General features: G+C 68.4%; 19 protein-coding genes. 3 read left to right on the forward strand and 16 right to left on the reverse strand.

Annotation, left to right across the window (positions count from 1 at the left end):
• Positions 1 to 5: 5 nt before the first annotated feature.
• Positions 6 to 1,295: a triacylglycerol lipase gene (locus D575_RS0101450; protein WP_018144132.1), complete on the reverse strand. Its 1,290-nt coding sequence runs from the start codon at positions 1,293 to 1,295 to the stop codon at positions 6 to 8.
• A gap of 245 nt (positions 1,296 to 1,540) precedes the next feature.
• Between D575_RS0101450 and D575_RS0101455 the strand changes: the two genes are divergently transcribed.
• Positions 1,541 to 2,020, forward strand: a complete 480-nt coding sequence (locus D575_RS0101455; protein WP_018144133.1) for a cupin domain-containing protein — start codon at positions 1,541 to 1,543, stop codon at positions 2,018 to 2,020.
• Positions 2,021 to 2,146: 126 nt separating this feature from the next.
• Here D575_RS0101455 and clpB read toward each other — a convergent pair whose 3' ends face one another.
• The 3 genes from clpB to rluD all read right to left on the reverse strand — a co-directional run bounded on the left by clpB (position 2,147) and on the right by rluD (position 6,734).
• Positions 2,147 to 4,729 carry an ATP-dependent chaperone ClpB gene (clpB, locus tag D575_RS0101460; RefSeq protein WP_018144134.1) on the reverse strand — a complete coding sequence of 861 codons (2,583 nt, stop codon included), beginning with the start codon at positions 4,727 to 4,729 and terminating at the stop codon, positions 2,147 to 2,149.
• Positions 4,730 to 4,999: 270 nt separating this feature from the next.
• Complete coding sequence (gene pgeF, locus D575_RS0101465; RefSeq protein ID WP_018144135.1) at positions 5,000 to 5,782, reverse strand: peptidoglycan editing factor PgeF; 783 nt, start codon at positions 5,780 to 5,782, stop codon at positions 5,000 to 5,002.
• Positions 5,775 to 6,734, reverse strand: a complete 960-nt coding sequence (gene rluD, locus D575_RS0101470; RefSeq protein ID WP_018144136.1) for a 23S rRNA pseudouridine(1911/1915/1917) synthase RluD — start codon at positions 6,732 to 6,734, stop codon at positions 5,775 to 5,777. The genes pgeF and rluD overlap by 8 nt, the downstream gene beginning before the upstream one ends.
• A 79-nt stretch (positions 6,735 to 6,813) precedes the next feature.
• Between rluD and D575_RS0101475 the strand changes: the two genes are divergently transcribed.
• A complete protein-coding gene (locus D575_RS0101475) occupies positions 6,814 to 7,656 on the forward strand; it encodes an outer membrane protein assembly factor BamD (RefSeq protein WP_018144137.1) in 843 nt (280 codons plus the stop codon).
• Positions 7,657 to 7,928: 272 nt separating this feature from the next.
• Here the strand turns inward: D575_RS0101475 and D575_RS0101480 are convergent, their stop codons facing one another.
• The 12 genes from D575_RS0101480 to D575_RS0101535 all read right to left on the reverse strand — a co-directional run bounded on the left by D575_RS0101480 (position 7,929) and on the right by D575_RS0101535 (position 18,418).
• Positions 7,929 to 8,267, reverse strand: coding sequence for a P-II family nitrogen regulator (locus D575_RS0101480; RefSeq protein WP_017940393.1), 339 nt, complete (start codon positions 8,265 to 8,267; stop codon positions 7,929 to 7,931).
• A gap of 320 nt (positions 8,268 to 8,587) precedes the next feature.
• Positions 8,588 to 10,282 (reverse strand): NAD+ synthase, encoded by a 1,695-nt coding sequence (locus tag D575_RS0101485; protein ID WP_018144138.1) that lies wholly within the window; start codon positions 10,280 to 10,282, stop codon positions 8,588 to 8,590.
• Positions 10,283 to 10,289: 7 nt separating this feature from the next.
• The gene (gene sucD, locus D575_RS0101490; protein WP_018144139.1) at positions 10,290 to 11,165 is read right to left on the reverse strand and encodes a succinate--CoA ligase subunit alpha; all 876 of its coding nucleotides are present in this window, start codon (positions 11,163 to 11,165) and stop codon (positions 10,290 to 10,292) included.
• Positions 11,162 to 12,322 (reverse strand): ADP-forming succinate--CoA ligase subunit beta, encoded by a 1,161-nt coding sequence (sucC, locus tag D575_RS0101495; RefSeq protein ID WP_018144140.1) that lies wholly within the window; start codon positions 12,320 to 12,322, stop codon positions 11,162 to 11,164. The genes sucD and sucC overlap by 4 nt, the downstream gene beginning before the upstream one ends.
• Before the next feature lie 68 nt (positions 12,323 to 12,390).
• Complete coding sequence (panD, locus tag D575_RS0101500; protein WP_018144141.1) at positions 12,391 to 12,771, reverse strand: aspartate 1-decarboxylase; 381 nt, start codon at positions 12,769 to 12,771, stop codon at positions 12,391 to 12,393.
• A gap of 320 nt (positions 12,772 to 13,091) precedes the next feature.
• Positions 13,092 to 13,970, reverse strand: coding sequence for a pantoate--beta-alanine ligase (gene panC / locus D575_RS0101505; protein WP_018144142.1), 879 nt, complete (start codon positions 13,968 to 13,970; stop codon positions 13,092 to 13,094).
• A gap of 30 nt (positions 13,971 to 14,000) precedes the next feature.
• Positions 14,001 to 14,795, reverse strand: coding sequence for a 3-methyl-2-oxobutanoate hydroxymethyltransferase (gene panB / locus D575_RS0101510; RefSeq protein WP_018144143.1), 795 nt, complete (start codon positions 14,793 to 14,795; stop codon positions 14,001 to 14,003).
• Between the two features lie 34 nt (positions 14,796 to 14,829).
• Entirely contained in the window at positions 14,830 to 15,480 is a 651-nt protein-coding gene (locus D575_RS0101515; protein ID WP_018144144.1) for a deoxynucleoside kinase, read from the reverse strand.
• Positions 15,477 to 16,022 carry a 2-amino-4-hydroxy-6-hydroxymethyldihydropteridine diphosphokinase gene (gene folK, locus D575_RS0101520; protein ID WP_018144145.1) on the reverse strand — a complete coding sequence of 182 codons (546 nt, stop codon included), beginning with the start codon at positions 16,020 to 16,022 and terminating at the stop codon, positions 15,477 to 15,479. The genes D575_RS0101515 and folK overlap by 4 nt, the downstream gene beginning before the upstream one ends.
• Positions 16,019 to 17,458, reverse strand: coding sequence for a polynucleotide adenylyltransferase PcnB (pcnB, locus tag D575_RS0101525; protein WP_018144146.1), 1,440 nt, complete (start codon positions 17,456 to 17,458; stop codon positions 16,019 to 16,021). The genes folK and pcnB overlap by 4 nt, the downstream gene beginning before the upstream one ends.
• 52 nt (positions 17,459 to 17,510) lie before the next feature.
• Positions 17,511 to 17,981, reverse strand: a complete 471-nt coding sequence (locus tag D575_RS0101530; RefSeq protein WP_018144147.1) for an NUDIX hydrolase — start codon at positions 17,979 to 17,981, stop codon at positions 17,511 to 17,513.
• Positions 17,978 to 18,418 (reverse strand): RNA-binding S4 domain-containing protein, encoded by a 441-nt coding sequence (locus D575_RS0101535; RefSeq protein ID WP_018144148.1) that lies wholly within the window; start codon positions 18,416 to 18,418, stop codon positions 17,978 to 17,980. The genes D575_RS0101530 and D575_RS0101535 overlap by 4 nt, the downstream gene beginning before the upstream one ends.
• Positions 18,419 to 18,524: 106 nt before the next feature.
• On the opposite strand from D575_RS0101535, the gene D575_RS0101540 reads away from it, so the two are divergent.
• A complete protein-coding gene (locus D575_RS0101540) occupies positions 18,525 to 19,214 on the forward strand; it encodes a glutathione S-transferase family protein (protein ID WP_018144149.1) in 690 nt (229 codons plus the stop codon).
• The last annotated feature ends 271 nt before the right edge of the window (positions 19,215 to 19,485 follow it).

Here is a 19,485-nt window from a genome sequence, read left to right on the forward strand (position 1 = left end):
GGCAGTCAGTCCCCCCGTACGCCGGACAAGAGCCCGTCCACTCGCTCCAGCACCAATGGATGGGACAGGATGCCGGCGTGCGTGGTCGCCACCCCGAAGACCGAGGCCGCCGCGCGCTGCGCGGGCGGGTGCAGCATGCTGGCGAGGGTGACCACCCCGTCCGCAGTGGCGCGCGCGCCTCCCTCTCCGCGCTGGTAGCCAAACAGCAGGTGCAGCTCGGTCACCTCCGTGTTGGCATCCGCGAACAGGCCTTCCAGGTAATCGCTGCCCGGGGCCATGTCGCGCCATACCGGAATGACCACCGGCGAACGATCAACACCCCGCTGGGCGCGTTCGTGTCCGGCCCACGGGGTGGACAGGGTGATCATCGCCGGCACGGTCGCCGCCGCCTCGCGCCGGGCGCGCTCGTTCAGGAAGCCGCGCGCGATCAGCCCGCCCATGCTGTGTGCCACCACCGGCAGTGACTCGACGCCGTGGCGTACCTCCAGCTCCTCGACCACCTGTGCCAGGTGCACCGCGGCCGACTGCAGCGGCAGCCCGGAGGCGTAATAGTAGAACCACGGCTGGTAACGCTCTCGGTCAAGCCCCTCCAGCAGCCCAGCGAAGTCCCGCGGCGAGCCGTTCATCCCGTGCACGAACAGCACGGGTGTCCGTGCGCGATCGTATGGCTCAAGAAAGTACACCCCGGCATACCCCGCCAGCACGAAATCCAGGGGGCGCCACTGGCTGCCCCGCGCCACCTCGGTCGCGAAGCGCGGATCCTCCAGATGGGCGATCTCGCCGTAGGCCGTCACCCGACCCAGGCTCAGCGGCGCCGCGCCGCCCCCGGGACCCCGTGTATCCGGCAGGTGAATGGCGTGCGCCAGGCGATCATTCCCGTTCACGCGGATATCGATCCCGGTCAGCCGTCCGCCAGGGCCACAATCCAGCGCATCGCCGCCCGCGACATGCTGGACCGGTGCGCCAGCCGGATGCGCGCGATCACCATCCTCGTCGCGGAAGGCCAGCACGCTGTAACGACCAGGCTCCAGGGCAAAGAACCAGCTCCCGCCGCGCGCGCTCACCACGTGGTCTGCCGGTTCGGGCACAACGGCGCCGGCGACCGGCTCGCGGAACACCGCCACCACATAGGGCCCGGTCCGTTCCACCCCATCCGCCCCTTCGTTCGATCCTACCGTACCGCTGATCACACAGGCTCCGCCCATCCGCGCCAGCTGCTCGCGCGCATCCAGCAGCGAACACCCCACCAGCCCCAACACCACCGCCAGGACCGCACACACCCGCAACACACCCATCCCGAACATCCCTATCCGACAGCTCTCAGACCCCGAGTGTAGCGAGCCGGCAATCGTGGCGCTGCCCGGTGCCCACCCACCGCAACATCCGCCCCCCTGCCGCAAGATCTTGGAAGTCACCCCCACGTGAACCAGCCAGACTTACAGGCAAAGGCCGCTCCGGACGGACACCCGCCCGGTCAGCCACACCACGACACGCTCCCCCCGGAGCGTGCCGGGTAAAGCCGACCCACAGGAGGTGCACCATGTTCAAACACGATATCCCGCCCCCCGGGGCCATACCCCGCCTTGCCTCGGCCGCCGCCGCCCTCGCGCTGGTCGCCGCCTGGACGGTCGCGACGGCGGACCAGGGCCCGGCCTTCATCCACGAACCCGATTCCCCCGATCTCGAATGGGGCCCGTGCCCGGACTTCATGCCGGATGGCTGCCGGCTCGCCGTGCTGCAAGGTGACCCGGCGCAGCCCAATGCCGACGTCTTCTTCCTCCTCCCCGGCAACAGCACCGCGCCCCACCACTGGCACACCAGCGCCGAACGCATGGTGCTCGTCAGCGGCGAGATGCAGGTCGACTACGACGACCAGGATCCGGTCGTGCTCCGACCCGGCACCTATGCCTACGGACCGGCCCGGCTGGCACATACCACCCATTGCACATCGGACGAGGACTGCATCCTGTTCATCGCGTTCGAGGAACCGGTGGACGCCCACGCCAGCCACGACGACTGACCCCGTCACCGTCCAATCACCACCGCCGGATGCGGCCGCCAGCCCCTTCGCCCGCTCTGCTGCTCCCGGACCCAAAAAAGGCCCGCACGGGGCGGGCCTTGTTGGATCGGAACAGCGACAGCCCGGTCAGGCGGCAGCGGCAGCCCGGGTAAAGGCAAGCTGGTCGCCAGCCAGGTCCACCTCGATGGTATCGCCGGGGCCGAATTCGCCGGACAGCAGCGACTGGGCCAGCGGGTTTTCCATCTGCGTCTGGATGGCCCGCTTGAGTGGACGCGCGCCGTACACCGGGTCGAAACCGGCGGCGCCCAGGTGATCCAGCGCGGCGTCGGTGACGGTGAGCCCCAGATCGCGCTCCTCCAGACGCTTGCGCAGGAACTGCAGCTGGATGCCGGCAATCGCCCGGATCTGCTCGCGCTCCAGCGGGTGGAACACCACCACATCATCCACGCGGTTGATGAACTCGGGGCGGAAGTGCTGCCCGACGATCTCCATCACCGCGGCCTTCATTGCGTCGTAGTTCGCCTCGCCGGCCATCTCCTGGATCTGCTGCGAGCCGAGGTTGGAAGTCATCACGATCACCGTGTTGCGGAAGTCCACGGTGCGCCCATGACCGTCCGTCAGACGACCATCATCCAGCACCTGCAGCAGCACGTTGAACACATCCGGGTGCGCCTTCTCGACCTCGTCCAGCAGGATCACGGAGTACGGCTTGCGGCGCACGGCCTCGGTCAGGTAGCCGCCCTCCTCGTAGCCGACATAGCCCGGGGGCGCCCCGATCAACCGCGCCACCGAGTGCTTCTCCATGAACTCGGACATGTCGATGCGCACCATGGACTCTTCGGTGTCGAACAGGAACGACGCCAGTGCCTTGGTCAGTTCGGTCTTGCCAACCCCGGTCGGGCCGAGGAACAGGAACGAGCCATTCGGCCGATTCGGATCGGACAGGCCCGCCCGCGAACGGCGGATGGCGTTGGCCACCGCGCGCACGGCTTCCGTCTGGCCGACCACGCGATCACCCACGGCCTCTTCCATGCGCAGCAGCTTGTCCTTCTCGCCCTCCAGCATCTTGGAGACCGGGATGCCGGTCCAGCGCGCAACCACCTCGGCGACCTCCTCGTCGGTCACCTTGGTGCGCAGCAACTGGGTCTCCTGGCTCTCCATCTCGTGGGCCATGGCCAGGGACTTCTCCAGATCCGGGATGCGCCCGTACTGCAACTCGGACATGCGCGACAGGTCGCCGGCACGGCGGGCGGTCTCCAGCTCGGTACGTGCGCGCTCGAGCTCTTCCTTCAATTGCGCGGCGCCGGAGACCGAGGCCTTCTCGGACTTCCACACCTCTTCCAGATCGGAGAGCTCGCGCCCCAGGCGATCGATCTCGCCCTCCAGGGTATCCAGCCGCTTCTTCGAGGCGTCGTCGGATTCCTTCTTCAGGGCCTCGCGTTCGATCTTCAGCTGAATCAGGCGCCGTTCCAGGCGATCCATGACCTCGGGCTTGGAGTCGATCTCCATGCGGATCCGCGAGCTGGCCTCGTCGATCAGGTCGATCGCCTTGTCCGGCAGCTGGCGATCGGTGATGTAGCGCTGCGACAGCTGCGCCGCGGCGACGATCGCCGGGTCGGTGATCTCGATTCCGTGGTGGACCTCGTAGCGCTCCTTCAGACCGCGCAGGATAGCGATGGTGTCTTCCAGCGTGGGCTCGTCGACCACCACCTTCTGGAAGCGGCGTTCCAGCGCGGCGTCCTTCTCGATGTTCTGGCGGTATTCGTCCAGCGTGGTCGCGCCGATGCAGTGCAGCTCGCCGCGCGCCAGGGCCGGCTTGAGCATGTTGCCGGCATCCATCGCGCCCTCGGCCTTACCCGCGCCGACCAGGGTATGGATCTCGTCGATGAACAGGATCACGCGACCCTCTTCCTGCGACAGCTCCTTGAGCACGGACTTCAGCCGCTCTTCGAAATCGCCGCGGTACTTGGCCCCGGCCAGCAAGGCGCCCAGATCCAGTGCAAGCACGCGCTTGTCCTTCAGCCCCTCGGGCACCTCGCCGTTGATGATGCGCTGGGCCAGACCCTCGACAATCGCGGTCTTGCCGACCCCGGGTTCGCCGATCAGCACCGGGTTGTTCTTGGTGCGGCGCTGAAGCACCTGGATCGAGCGGCGAATCTCCTCGTCGCGCCCGATCACCGGGTCCAGCTTGCCCTGCTCGGCGCGCTCGGTCAGGTCGATGGTGTACTTGTCCAGCGCCTGGCGGTTCTCCTCGGCGTTCGGGTCGTCCACCTGGGCACCGCCGCGCATGTCGTCCACGGCCTTCTCCAGGGAGTCCTTGTTGGCGCCGGCGTTGCGCAGCATCTCGCCCACACCGGCCTTCTCGGCGATCGCCGCGAGCAGGAACAGCTCGCTGGGGATGTACTGGTCCTTGCGCTCCTGGGCAAGCTTGTCGCAGACATTCAGCATGCGCCCCAGGTCATTGGAGACATGCACCTCGCCCGCGGCACCCTCCACCCTGGGCAGGCGGTCCAGCGCCTCGCCCAGCGCGGAGCGCAGCTGGCGCACGTTGGCGCCGGCGCGGTCGAGCACGTGGCGGATGGTACCGCCCTCCTGGTCCAGCAGGGCCAGCAGGAGGTGGGCCGGTTCGATGAACTGGTGATCGCGGCCTACCGCGAGCGATTGTGCATCCGCGATGGCGGACTGGAACTTGGTCGTCAGGCGATCCATTCGCATTGGGAAACCCCTCGGTCAAATCTGGATGAACTGACACCAATGATGGGGGCAATCCCCCGACCTTCAAGGATAGACGGACGGAACCGCCCGCATCAGACAAACGCCAACACCGTCACGCACGAACATCGGGGCGGCGCGCGGAGGTTGCCACGGCCCCTGCGGGGCCTCGCAATGACGGGGGCAGGAAAAAGCACCGTCATCGCGAGGCGCGCAGCGAAGCAGCGATCTCCATGGGTAACCCACGCACCGGGCCGAGCGTCGGGGTTATCGCAGGTGGCCGGGATCGACCCAGACGAGCGTACCCATGCGCCCGGTCTCGCCATCGCGGCGGTAGGAAAAGAAGGTATCCGCCTCGCTGAAGGTGCAGCGTCCGCCACCGGCGACCTGCGCCACCCCGGCCCGCTGCAGGCGCTGCCGGGCCAGCAGGTAGAGATCCGCCAGCAGGCGGCCCTCGGCGCCGGGGCAGAACGCGGCAACGGCCTCCGGGTCGTGCGCGACAAAGGCCTCGCGGACCTCGGAGCCCACCTCGAAGGCCGCAGGGCCAATGGCCGCCCCCATCCAGGCCTGGATGGGCATCCCCGGGCGCAGCGTCTTCAGGGCCTCCACGCTGGCCTCCAGCACCCCGTCCGCCAGCCCACGCCAGCCGGCATGCGCGACCCCCACCGCCGCGCCATCGGCGGTCGCCAACACCACCGGCAGGCAGTCGGCGGTCTGCACCGCACAGACGACCCCGGGCCGGTCGCTGACCACTGTGTCGGCCGCGGCCGCGTCGCCGGCCTCCAGCGCCGCGTGCAGGGTGTCGGCGTTGGTCACGCCGGTGCCGTGGACCTGGCGCGGCCAGGTGATCGGCGCGGCCAGCCCCAAAGACTGTTCCAGTCGACGCCGATTCTCCGCCACATGTTCCGGGTCATCGCCGGTGTGCAGCGCCAGGTTCAGCGCGGCCCAGGGCCCGGTGCTGACGCCGCCCACCCGCGTGGTCTGGACCGCGCGCACGCCGGCCGGCAGTTCGCCGGGGGACGGCGCCAGCAGGGGCAGGGTCTCAGGCATCACCGGTCTCCCGGGCATCGGCGCGCAGGGCTGCAAGCAGGCCCTCGAAGTCCTCCGGTAGCGGGGCCTCGAACGCGCAGGGTTCGCCGCTGGTCGGGTGCTCGAACTCCAGGCGCGCCGCATGCAGGGCCTGACGCTTGAAGGCCGCCACCGTGGCCTTGGCCGCCTCACCCATGCCCTTGACCGGCCGCGGGCGTCCGCCGTAGGTCAGGTCGCCCACGATCGGGTGGCGGATATGCGCCATGTGTACGCGGATCTGGTGGGTACGGCCGGTCTCCAGACGCACGTTCAGCAGGGTATGGGCGGGGAAGCGTTCGGCCACGCGGTAATGCGTGACCGCGGGCTTGCCACCGCCGGTCACCGCCTGGCGCTTGCGATCCACCGGGTGGCGCCCGATCGGCTCCTCGATGGTGGCACCGCTGATCACCCGACCCTGGACCAGCGCGCGGTACTCACGGTGCACGCTGCGCGCCTGCAACTGGCGCACCAGGGCGGTCTGCGCCTCCGGGGTACGCGCGACCACCATCAGTCCGGTGGTGTCCTTGTCGAGGCGGTGGACCACGCCCGCGCGCGGCAACTGCGCCAGTTCCGGCGCGTGGTGCAGCAGGGCATTGACCAGTGTGCCGTCGCGATGCCCGGCTGCCGGGTGGGCCACCAGCCCGGCCGGCTTGTTGATCACCAGCACCGCCGCATCCTCGTACAGGACATCCAGCGCTATGGCCTCGGGCTGCGCCGCCAGCACCGGGGCATCTGGCGCCAGCAGCTCGACCCGCTCGCCCCCTCGAACCGGCGTGCGCGGGCGCGGCGAGGCGCCGTCCACCCGCAACGCCCCCTCCTTCAGCCACTGGGTCAACTGGCTGCGCGAATACTCGGGGAACAGCTGCGCCAGCGCGGCATCCAGGCGCTGCCCGGCCGCCTCCTCCGGCAGATGGGCCTCACGCGGTTCACTCATTGCGCGGCCTCCCGCTCGTCGCCACCGGGGCTTGATGTTGTAGAATCCTTGGACTTTGGTTCATCTGTGAGGCCTCGCCGTGATTTCTGTCCCGCACCTGTCGCGCCTGCTCGTCGTTCTGTTCGTGGCGCTCGTGGTCGCCGGCTGCGCCGGGCGCGAAGACCCCACGCTCGGCTGGTCCGCCAGTCAGCTCTACGGCGAGGCCAAGAACGCCCTGAACGAGGGCAATTACGATCAGGCCGTCGAATACTACGAAAAACTCGAGGCGCGCTACCCGTTCGGGCGCTACGCCCAGCAGGCGCAGATCGAGATTCCCTATGCCTACTACAAGGCCGGCGAGCCGGAACCCGCCCTGGCGGCCGTGGACCGCTTCGTGCAGCTGAACCCGCGGCATCCGAACCTGGATTATGCGTACTACCTGCGCGGGCTGATCAACTTCAACCGCCAGCAGGGCTTTCTCGCCAACCTGTTCCCGCGCGACCCGGCCGAGATGGACCCGGAACCCTTCGACCAGGCCTTCCAGGACTTCGACCGCCTGATCCGCGAATTCCCGGACAGCCGCTACGCCCCGGACTCCTACCAGCGCATGCTCTACATCCGCAATGCACTGGCCGCCTACGAGCTGCGCGTGGCAGAGTTTTACATGGAACGTACCGCCTGGGTCGCCGCGGCCCAGCGCGCGCGCAACGTGGTGGCCACCTATCCCGGGGCCGAGGTGATGCCGAAGGCCCTGGCCGTGCTGCACCGCGCCTACACCGAACTCGGCCTGGAAGACCACGCCGAGAACACCATGACGGTGCTGGAACTGAACTACCCGGATGCCGCCGTCGCCGTGCGCGCCGGCGAACCGGTGGAGCTGGAAGGCGAGGAACGCCGCGGCCTGTGGCGCGTGATGGACCGCATCCCCTTCCTGACGAATTAACCGGGGAAAGCGGCACAACCGTAAAGCCATCCCCGGCCGGCGCCCCGCACCACCTTGGGGGTGGCACCGTCATTGCAAGGAGGCGAAGCCGACGTGGCAACCTCCTGATGTTCGCAGAGCGCCGGGATCCAGTGGTTCCGGACGGAGGTTACTCGCTACGCTCGCCCTTCGGGCCGGCCTGCGGCCGTTCAACGCCGCTTCGCTGCTTTTGTGCCACGTCGGCTTCGCCTCCTCGCAATGACGCTGCGATCCCCCCGCCGTGCGGGCCGAGGCTACAACGCTTCGCTGCCCTCTTCGCCGGTGCGGATGCGGACCACGCGCGACATGTCGGACACGAAGATCTTGCCGTCCCCGATCTTGCCGGTGCGCGAGGCCTTCACGATCGCGTCAATGCAGGGATCGACACGGTCGTCGTCCACCACCAGTTCCAGCTTCACCTTGGGCAGGAAGTCGACCACATATTCCGCGCCCCGGTAGAGTTCCGTGTGGCCCTTCTGGCGCCCGAAACCCTGAACCTCGGTCGCGGTCATGCCGGCAATGCCCATCTCGGTCAGGGCCTCGCGGACATCTTCCAGCTTGAACGGCTTGATGATCGCCTCGATCTTCTTCATGCGAATCCCTTTGGTTGAGCCCGCTGCGCGGGCGCTTGTCTCACATCCGGAAGTGTATCAAACCCCCGGCGCTGCGCTGGAAGATCCGCCCCGGCGCGGTCCGAGGCCCCCGCCATTGCGAGGCGCGCAGCGCCGTGGCGATCTCCATGGGTGGCCCCGATGCCGGCCAAGGCGGACATCGGTGGTTCCGGACGGAGGTTACTCGCTACGCTCGCCCTTCGGGCCGGCCTGCGGCCGTTCAACGCAGCTTCGCTGCTTTTGTGCCGCGTCGGCTTCGCCTCCTCGCAATGACGGTGCGCGCGTCCGGCGTCGCGTATCGCTCAATCCGGACGATACCCCGAGGTAATTGGGTAACGCCGGTCGCGGCCGAAGGCGCGCGGGCTGACCCGCACCCCGGGCGCGGCCTGGCGGCGCTTGTACTCGGCGATGAACACCATGCGCGCGATGCGCTCCACCGTGGGGCCGTCGAAGCCCTGGGCGACGATCTCGGCGACGGACTGCTCCTGCTCGACGAAGGCCTCGAGGATCGCGTCCAGCACGTCGTATGGCGGCAGCGAGTCGGCATCCTGCTGGTCCGGCGCCAGCTCGGCGCTGGGCGGGCGCTCGATCACCCGCGGCGGGATCGCCGCGCCGCACGTGTTGCGCCAGCGTGCCAGGCGGTACACCCACTGCTTGGAGACGTCCTTCAGTGGCGCGAAACCGCCATTCATGTCGCCGTACAGCGTGGAATAGCCCACCGCCATCTCGGACTTGTTGCCGGTGGCCAGCAGCAGCTTGCCGCTGCGGTTGGACAGCGCCATCAGCAGCACGCCGCGGGCGCGCGCCTGCAGGTTCTGTTCGGTCACGTCTCCCGCCCCGGCCGGATACGCCGCCAGGGCATCCCCCAGCCCGGCCATGAAGCTCTCCACCATCGGCTCGATGGCGATCTCGTGGTATTCGAGACCCAGAAGCCGCGCCTGCTCCTCCGCATCCTCGATGCTCATCGAGGCGGTGTAACGATAGGGCATCATCACCGCGGTCACCGCCGCCGGGCCCAGCGCATCCGCCGCCAAGGCCGCGGTCAGGCCGGAGTCGATGCCGCCAGACAGGCCCAGCAATACCCCCGGGAAGCCGTTCTTGCTCACGTAGTCACGGATGCCGATCATCAGCGCCTGATAGAGGTCACGGGCGTCCGCCTCGTCCGGTTCCGGGCCGGGGTCGGTCAGGGTCGGAAGAATGCCGCAGGCGGACAGATGCATGTGCTCGTCGCGGGACCGCAGGACCGGCCCCTGCGCACTGCGACTTGCCTCTACCTGGCCCTGGCCGGTGGCCCAGGCGGGCAGCACGGCGCGGGCCCCGTTGACCGGGTCGTGCACGAACGAGCGGCCGTCGAACACCAGTTCGTCCTGCCCGCCCACCTGGTTCACGTAGACCACCGGACAGCCGGTCTCAGCCACCCGCGCCCCGACCACCTGCAGGCGTTCCTCGGCCTTGCCGCGGTGGTAGGGCGAGGCGTTGAGATTCAGCAGGATCTCGGCCCCGGCAGCCTGCGCCCCGGCGGCCGGACCCGGCTGCCAGATGTCCTCGCAGACGGTCAGCCCGATCTGCCAGCCATCCAGCTCGACCACGCAGGGGGCATCGCCAGCAACGAAATAGCGCTGCTCGTCGAACACCGAATAGTTGGGCAGGACCTGCTTGGCGTAGCGCGCGATACAGGCCCCGTCGCGCAGCCACAGGGCCGCATTGATCAGGCCGCCATCTCCCTGCACCGGGGCACCCAGGATCACGTCGATACCCCGCGCCGCCCTGGTGATCGCCACCACCGCGCGCTCCACGCCCAGCAGGAAGGCCGGGCGCAGCAGCAGATCCTCGGGGGGATAACCGGTGACCGCGAGTTCGGGGAAAACCACCGCGCGGGCGCCACCGGCACGGGCCTGCTCGATGGCCTCGAGGATTTGGTGGCGGTTGTCGTCCAGCCCGCCCACGACCGGATTGATCTGGGCCAGGGCCAGACGCAGAGGCTGGTCCGAGGTCATCGGCGACTCAGGCGCGGGCGAGCGCGGACTGCATCGCGGCGCCCAGCTCGGCCGGGCTCTCCGCCACGGTCGCGCCGGCCTCGCGCAGGGCCGTCATCTTCTGCTCCGCGGTACCCTGGCCACCGGCGATGATCGCGCCGGCATGACCCATGCGTCGCCCCGGGGGCGCCGTGGCGCCGGCAATATAGGCGGCTACCGGCTTGTCGAATTCGTCCGCGATGTAACGTGCGGCGCGTTCCTCGGCATCACCGCCGATCTCGCCCACCATCAGCACGCCGTCGGTCTCCGGGTCATCGCGGAACAGACGCAGGCAGTCGACAAAGTCGAGGCCCTGGATCGGGTCACCGCCGATGCCCACGCAGGTGCTCTGACCCAGCCCGAGGTCCGATGTCTGCTTGACCGCCTCGTAGGTCAGGGTGCCCGAGCGCGAGATGATGCCGATGCGCCCGCGGCTATGGATATAGCCGGGCATGATCCCGACCTTGCAGGCCTCCGGGGTGATGATGCCCGGGCAGTTGGGCCCGATCAGGCGCGTGGGGCTGCCGGCCAGGACCTGCTTGACCCGCACCATGTCCTGGACCGGGATGCCCTCGGTGATGCAAACGGCCAGTTCGATCCCGGCATCCGCCGCCTCGCAGATCGCGTCGGCCGCGAACGGGGCCGGGACGTAGATCATGCTGACGCTCGCGCCGGTCTGCGCCACGGCATCGGCGACGGTGTCGAACACCGGCCGGTCCAGGTGGGTCTGGCCGCCCTTGCCCGGGGTCACGCCCCCGACCAGGCGCGTGCCATAGGCGATGGCCTGCTCCGAGTGAAAACTGCCCTGCTTGCCGGTGAAGCCCTGGCAGATCACCCGGGTGTCGCGGTCGACGAGTATGCTCATGCCACGGCCTCCACCACGGCGCGCGCCGCCGCGTCCAGATCGGCGGCCGGGATCACGTCCAGGCCGGAGTTGGCCAGCGCGGCGCGGCCCTGCTCGGCATTGGTGCCCTCCAGGCGCACCACCACCGGCACCTGAACCTGGATCTCGCGGATCGCGGCGATAATGCCCTCGGCGATCAGGTCGCAGCGCACGATGCCGCCAAAGATATTCACCAGCACCGCCTTCACCGATGGGTCCGACAGGATCAGCTTGAACGCTGCGGTGACCCGCTCCACCGTCGTACCGCCGCCGACATCGAGGAAGTTGGCCGGCGAGCCGCCGTGGTGCTGGATCAGGTCCATGGTCGCCATTGCCAGCCCGGCGCCGTTGACCATGCAGCCGATCGAGCCGTCCAGGCGGATGTAGTTGAGGTCGTGCTCGTGCGCCTGCTCCTCGGCAGGGTCGCGCTGGCGCACGTCACGCTCCGCGAACAGCGCCTTCTGGCGGTAGGCGGCGGAGTCGTCGATGGTCAGTTTGGCGTCGATCGCCAGCAGCTGATCCTCATGGGTCAGCACCAGCGGGTTGATCTCGAGGAGCTGCGCGTCGAGCTGCTGGAACAGGGCATGGGCATTGGTCACCAGCTGCGCCATCGCCTTCGCCGCGTCGCCGGACAGACCCAGGGTGGCGGCGACGCGGCGGCCGTGGAAGGGCATCACGCCGGTGGCCGGATGGATCGGCAAGGTCACCACGGCCTCGGGGCGCTCCGCCGCCAGGGTCTCGATGTCCATGCCGCCCTCGGCGGAGACCACCAGCGCCAGGCGCTCGCGCGAACGATCCACCAGCATCGCGAAATAGAACTCGCGGGCGATGTCCGCCGCCGGCTCCAGCAGAAGCTGGTCCACTGGCAGTCCGTCGGGGCCGCTCTGGCCGGTCACCAGGCGCGAACCCAGCAGCTTTTCCGCCGCCTCGCGCGCAGCATCGGCGGAATCCGCCATGACCACGCCACCGGCCTTGCCGCGACCGCCCGAGTGCACCTGGGCCTTGACCAGCGCGCGCTCGGCACCCAGCGCCTGCCAGGCCCCGGAGACCTGCTCGACGGAGTCGATCACCTGACCTTCGGGGACGGGGATACCGGCGTCGCGAAAGCGCGCCTTGGCCTGGAATTCGTGGAGATTCATGGGCGTCGAGGATAGCGGCGCAGCCCCGGCCCGACAACTGCGGGAGGCGCGCGCGAAGGAGAGTGTTCTTAAGCGGCCTGGACCGGAATGCCGTTACCGGTGCGCACGATGCGGTTGCCGGCGTCGAGATAGACCAGGTCGGGCGTGAATTCGCGGGCCTCGGCGGCCTCCATCTGGCCATAGGCACAGATGATCACGCGATGGCCCACCGCGGCCTTGTGTGCGGCCGCGCCGTTGACCGAAATGATCCCGGAGCCGGCCTCGCCCTCGATCGCGTAGGTGGTAAAGCGCTCGCCATTGTCGACGTTGTAGATCTGGATCTGCTCGAACGGCAGGATGCCGGCGGCGTCCAGCAGGCGCGTGTCGATGGCACAGGAGCCCTCGTATTCCAGCTCGCAATGCGTGACCCGGCCCTGATGCAGCTTGCCTTTCAGCATGGTGACAAACATACGGCGAATTCCCGGCTTGAACCTCGGAAGGGCGGAAAATTATCCGCGATCCCGGCGGATACGGCAAACGCGCCTTCTCGAGTCGATGGTTTTTCACCGTGAAGTGCGCGAAGACACGGAGAAATTCGAGGGCGACTTACAGGCAGGCTGGAAGACAGAACGAGTGGCAAAAAAGGAATGGACCCGGCGTTCGGGGGCTCGCAAGAACGTTACCGATTGTCAGCGCCCTGCAGCACCGCCCTCAGCCTTCAACCTGCCCGTCTTCTGTGGATGACTCTTGAATTTCTTCGTGTGCTTCGGGGTAGCCGAAACAAGCAGCGTCAGTCGGTACGGGTGCGGACGTTGTCGATCAGGCGGACGCCTTCCAGCCAGACGGCGGCCAGGACCACCAGGTCCTGCTCGGCCAAGGGCACATCGGTTGCCGGCTCCATCAGGTCTTCCGCACGGCGGATGGAGAGGTATTCGGGCTCGAAGCCGGCCTCGCGCAGACGATCGCTGGCGCGGGCCTCCACCTCGGCGATGCGGTCGGCGTCCACTTTGGTGGCCGTGCGGCAGACGGTCGCCACCTCGTCCAGCACCCGCTTGAGCTCGGGTGCCACGGCCCGCGCCTCTTCCGACAGCTGGCTGTTGCGTGAACTGAAGGCCAGGCCGTCCGGCTCGCGCACGGTCGGGACTGCCTCCACCCGGGTGGGGATGTCGAGCCCCTGCACCATGCGCTCGATCAGCTTGAACTGCTGGTAATCCTTCTCGCCGAACAGGGCCAGATCCGGGCGCACCAGGTTGAACAGCTTGGTCACCACGGTGGCCACGCCCTCAAAGTGCCCCTGGCGGTAGTTGCCCTCCAGGATCTCCGAGAGCACCGGCACCACCACCTGCACCGGGGGCATGCCGTCGGCGGGGTACATGTCCTCGTCGGTGGGGCAGAACAGGGCATCCACACCGGCTTCGGTCGCCAGCCGGGCGTCCTCGTCGAGGGTGCGCGGATAGCGCTCCAGATCCTCGGCGCGGTCGAATTGCAGCGGATTGACGAAGATCGACACCACCACCCGCTGGGCCCGCGCCCGGGCATGCCGGATCACGGTCATATGGCCCTCGTGGAGGTTGCCCATCGTGGGCACCAGCGCCACGGTACCGCGCCCCTTGCGGGACCACTCTCGATGCATGGCCACCAGTTGCGGCCGATCACGCAGGATTCTCATGGGCCAGGATCCATCCTTTGGGAAACGCAGTTAACTGAAGGTATGCACGCCGGATTCAGGGAAGGCTCGCGCCCGCACCGCGTCACAGTATCCGCGGACGGCGCCCTCCAGGGAACCGCCCTCGGCAAGGAAATCGCGCGCGAAGCGCGGCGGCTCGGGCGTCAGGCCGATCACGTCGGTCAAGACAAGCACTTGACCATCGCAACGCGGGCTGGCGCCAATCCCGATCACCGGGACCCCTGCACTGCGCACGATGACATCGGCCAGGCTCTCGGGGATACCCTCCAGCAGCAGGGCCTGGGCCCCGGCGCTCTCCAGCTGCGCGGCCAGGGATTCCAGCTCCGCCGCAGCCTTCGGGTCGCGCCCCTGCACGCGGTGCCCGCCCAGACGGTGCACCGCCTGCGGGGTCAGGCCCAGATGGGCACAGACGGGAATCCCGGCGGCGACCAGGCGCTCGACCACGGGGACCTCCATCGCGCCGCATTCCACCTTGACCATGTGAGCCCCGGCGCGCAGGAGCGCCCCGGACTGGACCAGGGCGGTAGCGGGATCGACATCGCCAAGGAACGGGATGTCCGCCATGATCAGCGCGTTCTCGCTGCCGCGGGCCACGTTGGCTACATGGTAGACCATGTCCTCCAGCGTAACCGGCAGAGTGGTCGCATGCCCCTGGACCACCATGCCCAGGGAATCGCCGACCAGGATCACGTCGACCCCACAGCGATCCAGCAACCCGGCGAAGGCTGCATCATAGGCCGTGAGGCAAGCGATGGGTTCGCCCGCCTGCTTGCGCTGGGCCAGGGTATTCACGGTAATCGGACGCATGCTCATGCCTCCCGGGCAGTCCGGCATGCCAGCCTCAAAGCGAGATCGGCAACGGGTTGAAGTAGTGCCGCCCGCCCTGGATCGGCTCCAGGAACTGCACCAGCTGGTCAAAGTCGGCCGGGTTGTTCACCCAGTCGATCTCGGTGGCGTTCACAATCACGAGCGCCGGTCCTTCGAAATGATAGAAGAATTCCGCATAGGCCGCGTTCAATCGCTCCAGATAACCGGCCTCGATGTGACGTTCGTACGGTCGTGCCCGGCGGCGGATGCGCTCCTGCAGCACCTCCACCGGCGCCTGCAGGTAGACCACCAGGTCCGGGCGCGGCAGCCCCCCGCGCAGATGGCGGAACATCTCGCGGTAGATCTCCAGCTCATCCGGATGCAGGTTCAACTCGGCGAACAGCGGGTCCTTGTCCATCAGGTAGTCGGACACATGGCGCTGCTCGAACAGGCCCTTCTGCGCCAGCGGCGTCAGCTGGCGCACGCGCTGCACCAGAAAGTGCAGCTGGGTCGCCAGGGCGTGCTTGTCCGGCTCCTGATAGAAGCGATCCAGGAAAGGGTTCTCGTCCGGGGCCTCGAAGATGCCCTCCGCCTGCAGGTGCTCGGCCAGGCGCTTGGCCAGGCTGGACTTGCCGACCCCAATCGGTCCCTCTACCGCGATGAAATCGAAATCGGCAAGGCTCATCCGCGTCCCTCCGCAGTCGCCACGGCCTCCTGCGGTTCCGCGATCGGGATCAGGCTCGCACCGTCGAAGCGCTGCGCCAGCCGCTCCAGCGGACCCACTCCCGGGATCTGCAGCGACGGCGCCAGCTCCAGCAGCGGCAGGATCACAAAGTCGCGCTCGGCAATCCCGGCGTGCGGCACCTTCAGCCCCGGCAGATCCAGCGACTGCTCGCCGAACAGCAACAGATCCAGATCCAGCAGGCGCGGCCCCCAGCGGGTACCGTCCCGCTCGCGCCCGCAGGCGCACTCGATGGCCTGCAGCCCCGCCAGCAGGTCCAGCGGCTCCAGCCGGGTGTGCAGACGGGCCACGGCGTTCACGTAGTCGGGCTGGTCCTGCGGGCCCATCGGCGGGTTACGGAACAGCCGCGAGCGCCCGATCAGACGCGTTTGCGGCAACTCATGCGCCAGCCGGGCAAAGGAGTCCCGCACCTGCGTCTCGGGGTCACCCAGGTTGGCGCCGATCCCGATGAACGCGTGCACGCCGCGGGCAGGCTCGCTGCTCATTCGCCACCACCCCCCGATTCCGGGTTTGCGCCCGCATCGGCGCTCGCGCCGGCGCCGCCCTTGCGTCCCCGACGCCGGCGCCGGCCGCCACGGCGTGACTTGCTCTTGGCTCCAGCCTTGCCATCCCCTTTGGGAACACCCTTGCCCTGGGCACCCGCCATGGCCTTCTGTGCGTCCTCGTCCAGCTCCTGGATCTCGGTCCACCAGCGACACAGCTCGGGGTCGGCATCGCCGGCGCGGGCGCGCAGGCAGAGAAAGTCATAACCGGCGCGAAAGCGCGGATGCGTCAGCAGGCGCAGCGCACGGCCACCACGATGGCGCTCCAGCCGCGCCTGGAGTTCCCAGATCTCGCGCACGATCAGGCTGAAGCGTTTGGGAATGGACACCGTCTTCACCTGACGATCCAGCACCTCGGCCATCGCCTGCTGCCAGGCCGGAATCTCCTGTTCGTCGGCCGCGATCCGTTGGGCCGCGGCCACCTGCACCGGGGCCCAGAGGATGGCCGCGTAGAGGAACGCCGGGTTCACACCCAGGCCCTCATTGATGCGCTTGTCGGTATTCAGCAGCGACTCGACCAGGAACTGGCGGCGCTCGGGGCCAACGTCCGGATCGGCAAAGCAGGCCGCAGCCTCGGGGAACATCGGCTCGAACAGGCCGAGGCGTTCCAGCTCGTCCAGACAGGTGACCGCCGCGCCGCTGTGGAACAGCTTGATCACCTCGTCGAACAGCCGCGCCGGGGCTACCGTCTGCATCAGCGAGGCGAGATCAAGGATGCCGGACTCGACCTCCGGCGCGATGGTCAGACCCAGCTTGGCGGCGAAGCGAACCGCACGCAGCATGCGCACGGGGTCTTCGCGCAGGCGCGTCTCGACGTCGTCGCCGATCAGGCGCAGCTCGCCCGCGCGCAGGTCCTCGAACCCACCGGTGTAATCCAGCACCGAGAAATCCTCGATGTCGTAATACAGGGCGTTGATGGTGAAGTCGCGGCGCACCGCATCCTGCTCGATGGTGCCGTAGCGATTGTCGCGCAGGATACGACCTTCCTCGCTCAGCGCGACCTGGCCTTCGTCCTCGGACTCGTCGTCATGCGGCGCGCGGAAGGTCGCCACCTCGATCATCTCGCGTCCGAACAGCACATGCGCCAGGCGAAAGCGACGCCCGATCAGACGGCAGTTGCGGAACAGGCCACGCACCTGCTCGGGGGTGGCGTCGGTGGCGACATCGAAGTCCTTCGGCTCGCGGCCCAGCAGCAGGTCGCGCACGCCGCCGCCCACCAGGCAGGCACGATAACCGGCCTCGCGCAGCCGATAGAGCACCTTCAGGGCGTTGTCGTCGATCGCCGCGCGCGAGATGCCGTGCTCCGCACGCTCGTAGACGCGCGGTTCCGGCAGCTCGCTGTCGGGCCGGGACGGGGTTGCGGGGTCAGCCTTTGTCACGCGATACCGTATCGGTGGTCGAAAGCGCCGTATGGTAACAGCTTGGCCGGATTCATCCCGTTTTTTGTACCGGACGCGGGGCGGCGGTTTCGCCGGTCAGGCGCCAGCGCCGATAGTCGTCGAGGATACGTCGGTGGTCGAAGACCAGCACCTGGCCCGGGTCTTCCGGGTCCAGCCAGGCGCAGTCGGCAGCGTCATCCCCGGCCCTGGCCTCCCCCCGGCCCCGCGCGATGTAGACCGCGCTGACGGTGTGCCCGCGCGGGTCGCGCTGCGGGTCGGAATACACCCCCAGCAACGCCTCCAGCTCGACCTCCAGCCCGGTCTCTTCGCGCGCCTCGCGTACCGCGGCATTCTCGGTGGACTCACCGACGTCGACGAAGCCGCCCGGCAGGGCCCAGCCGTGCGGGGGGTTGTGGCGCTCGATCACCAGCACACGACCGGGCTGCGCCGAGTGGCGGATGACCATATCCACCGCCAGCCGGGGTGTGACGGGCGGGCCACTCGAGGCTTCGGGGTTGTTCACTCGGATTCACTCCTGTCGCTGCCGTCCTGGCGAATAAAGCGGCGGATCTTGCGCCGCTCGCGCTTGTCCGGGCGCCGGCTGGGGGCGCTGTCCGCGACCGCGCGCTCGGCGCGCCGGCGTTCGCTTTCGGCCGCGCGCCGGGCCTGGCTTTCTTCGGTCTCGGTGTACAGCGCCTGGGCTTCGCGCGCCGGCCGTCGCTGATCGCTCAAATGGACCACATCCAGCTCCCAGACCTGCGGGCCGCGGTGGATGGTCAGGCGATCACCGGTGTGCACCCGACGCGCCGGCTTGCAGCGCTCGCCGTTCACGTGGACCTTGCCGCCGCCGACCGCCTCGCTGGCGAGGCCGCGCGTCTTGTAAAAACGGGCGGCCCAAAGCCATTTGTCGATCCGCAGCCCGGAGCCGGGCGCCCCGTTGTGGCCGCTACCCTTGCCCAAGGCTTTCCCGCGACATCACGAGGGGAGACAATGCGCCCCCTTTAATAGCGAGGAACCGGCGACCCGGATCGGGGCCCCGCCCCACCTGCGGACGCCGAAGACCACCATGAATCTGCCGCATCTGCACCTGATCAGTTTCGCCATCTGTCCGTTCGTTCAGCGTAGCGTGATCACACTGAAATACAAGGAGGCGCCGTTCGAGCTGAGCCTGATCGATCTGGCCAACCCGCCGGACTGGTTCCGCGAACGCTCGCCCCTGGGCAAGGTTCCGCTGTTGATCGTCGACCACGATACGGTGCTGTTCGAGTCGGCCGTGATCAACGAATATATCGATGCCATTACCCCGCCCGCGCTGATGCCGACCGACCCGCTGGAACAGGCACGCACCCGGGCCTGGATCGAGTACCTCTCGGAACAGACCTTTGCCCAGTACCACTGGATGACCGCGACCACCGAGGATGCCTTCGAGCTGGCGCGCCACACTGCCGCACACGGGCTGGAGCGCCTGGAACAGCAGATGACCCAGGACGACCGCCTGGCCGCGCCCGGCTTCTCGCTGATTGATGCCACCCTGGCCCCGATCCTGATGCGCTATGCGCTGCTGGAGGATCCGGACAGCCCCTGGGAGACCGAGGCCTTTCCGCGCCTTGCGGCCCGCTGGGACCAGCTGCGCGAGATGCCGGCCGTGCGGGACTCGGTCCCGACCGACTTTGCGGCGCAACTGGCCGACTACCTGCGCCAGCAGGACGGCTTTGCGCCGGCGCATTTCGCGCCGCAGCTCGACGCGTCCGCCTGACCGAGGCTTCACCCGACCGCCTGCCCCGGTGTGGTCGGACTCGGCCCATCAACCGCCGGGTTGAGTCTGGTCATGGTTCGACATCTGGTGTTTACGCTGGCTTCGGTCCACCGCCTGCCTGGTTGTGGCTGGCCATGGTTTGTCCTCCGGTGTTTACGGTGGCTTCGGCCCGCTTACTGCCACGCGCTCTCTCGCGAGCGCACCGCGAGGCACTTCTTTGCTCGTGCAAAGAAGTGCCCAAGAAACACGCCCGACTGCCGCGACCCCGGCC

This window comes from Thioalkalivibrio sp. AKL6 (genome assembly GCF_000376905.1).
GTDB lineage: Bacteria > Pseudomonadota > Gammaproteobacteria > Ectothiorhodospirales > Ectothiorhodospiraceae > Thioalkalivibrio > Thioalkalivibrio versutus.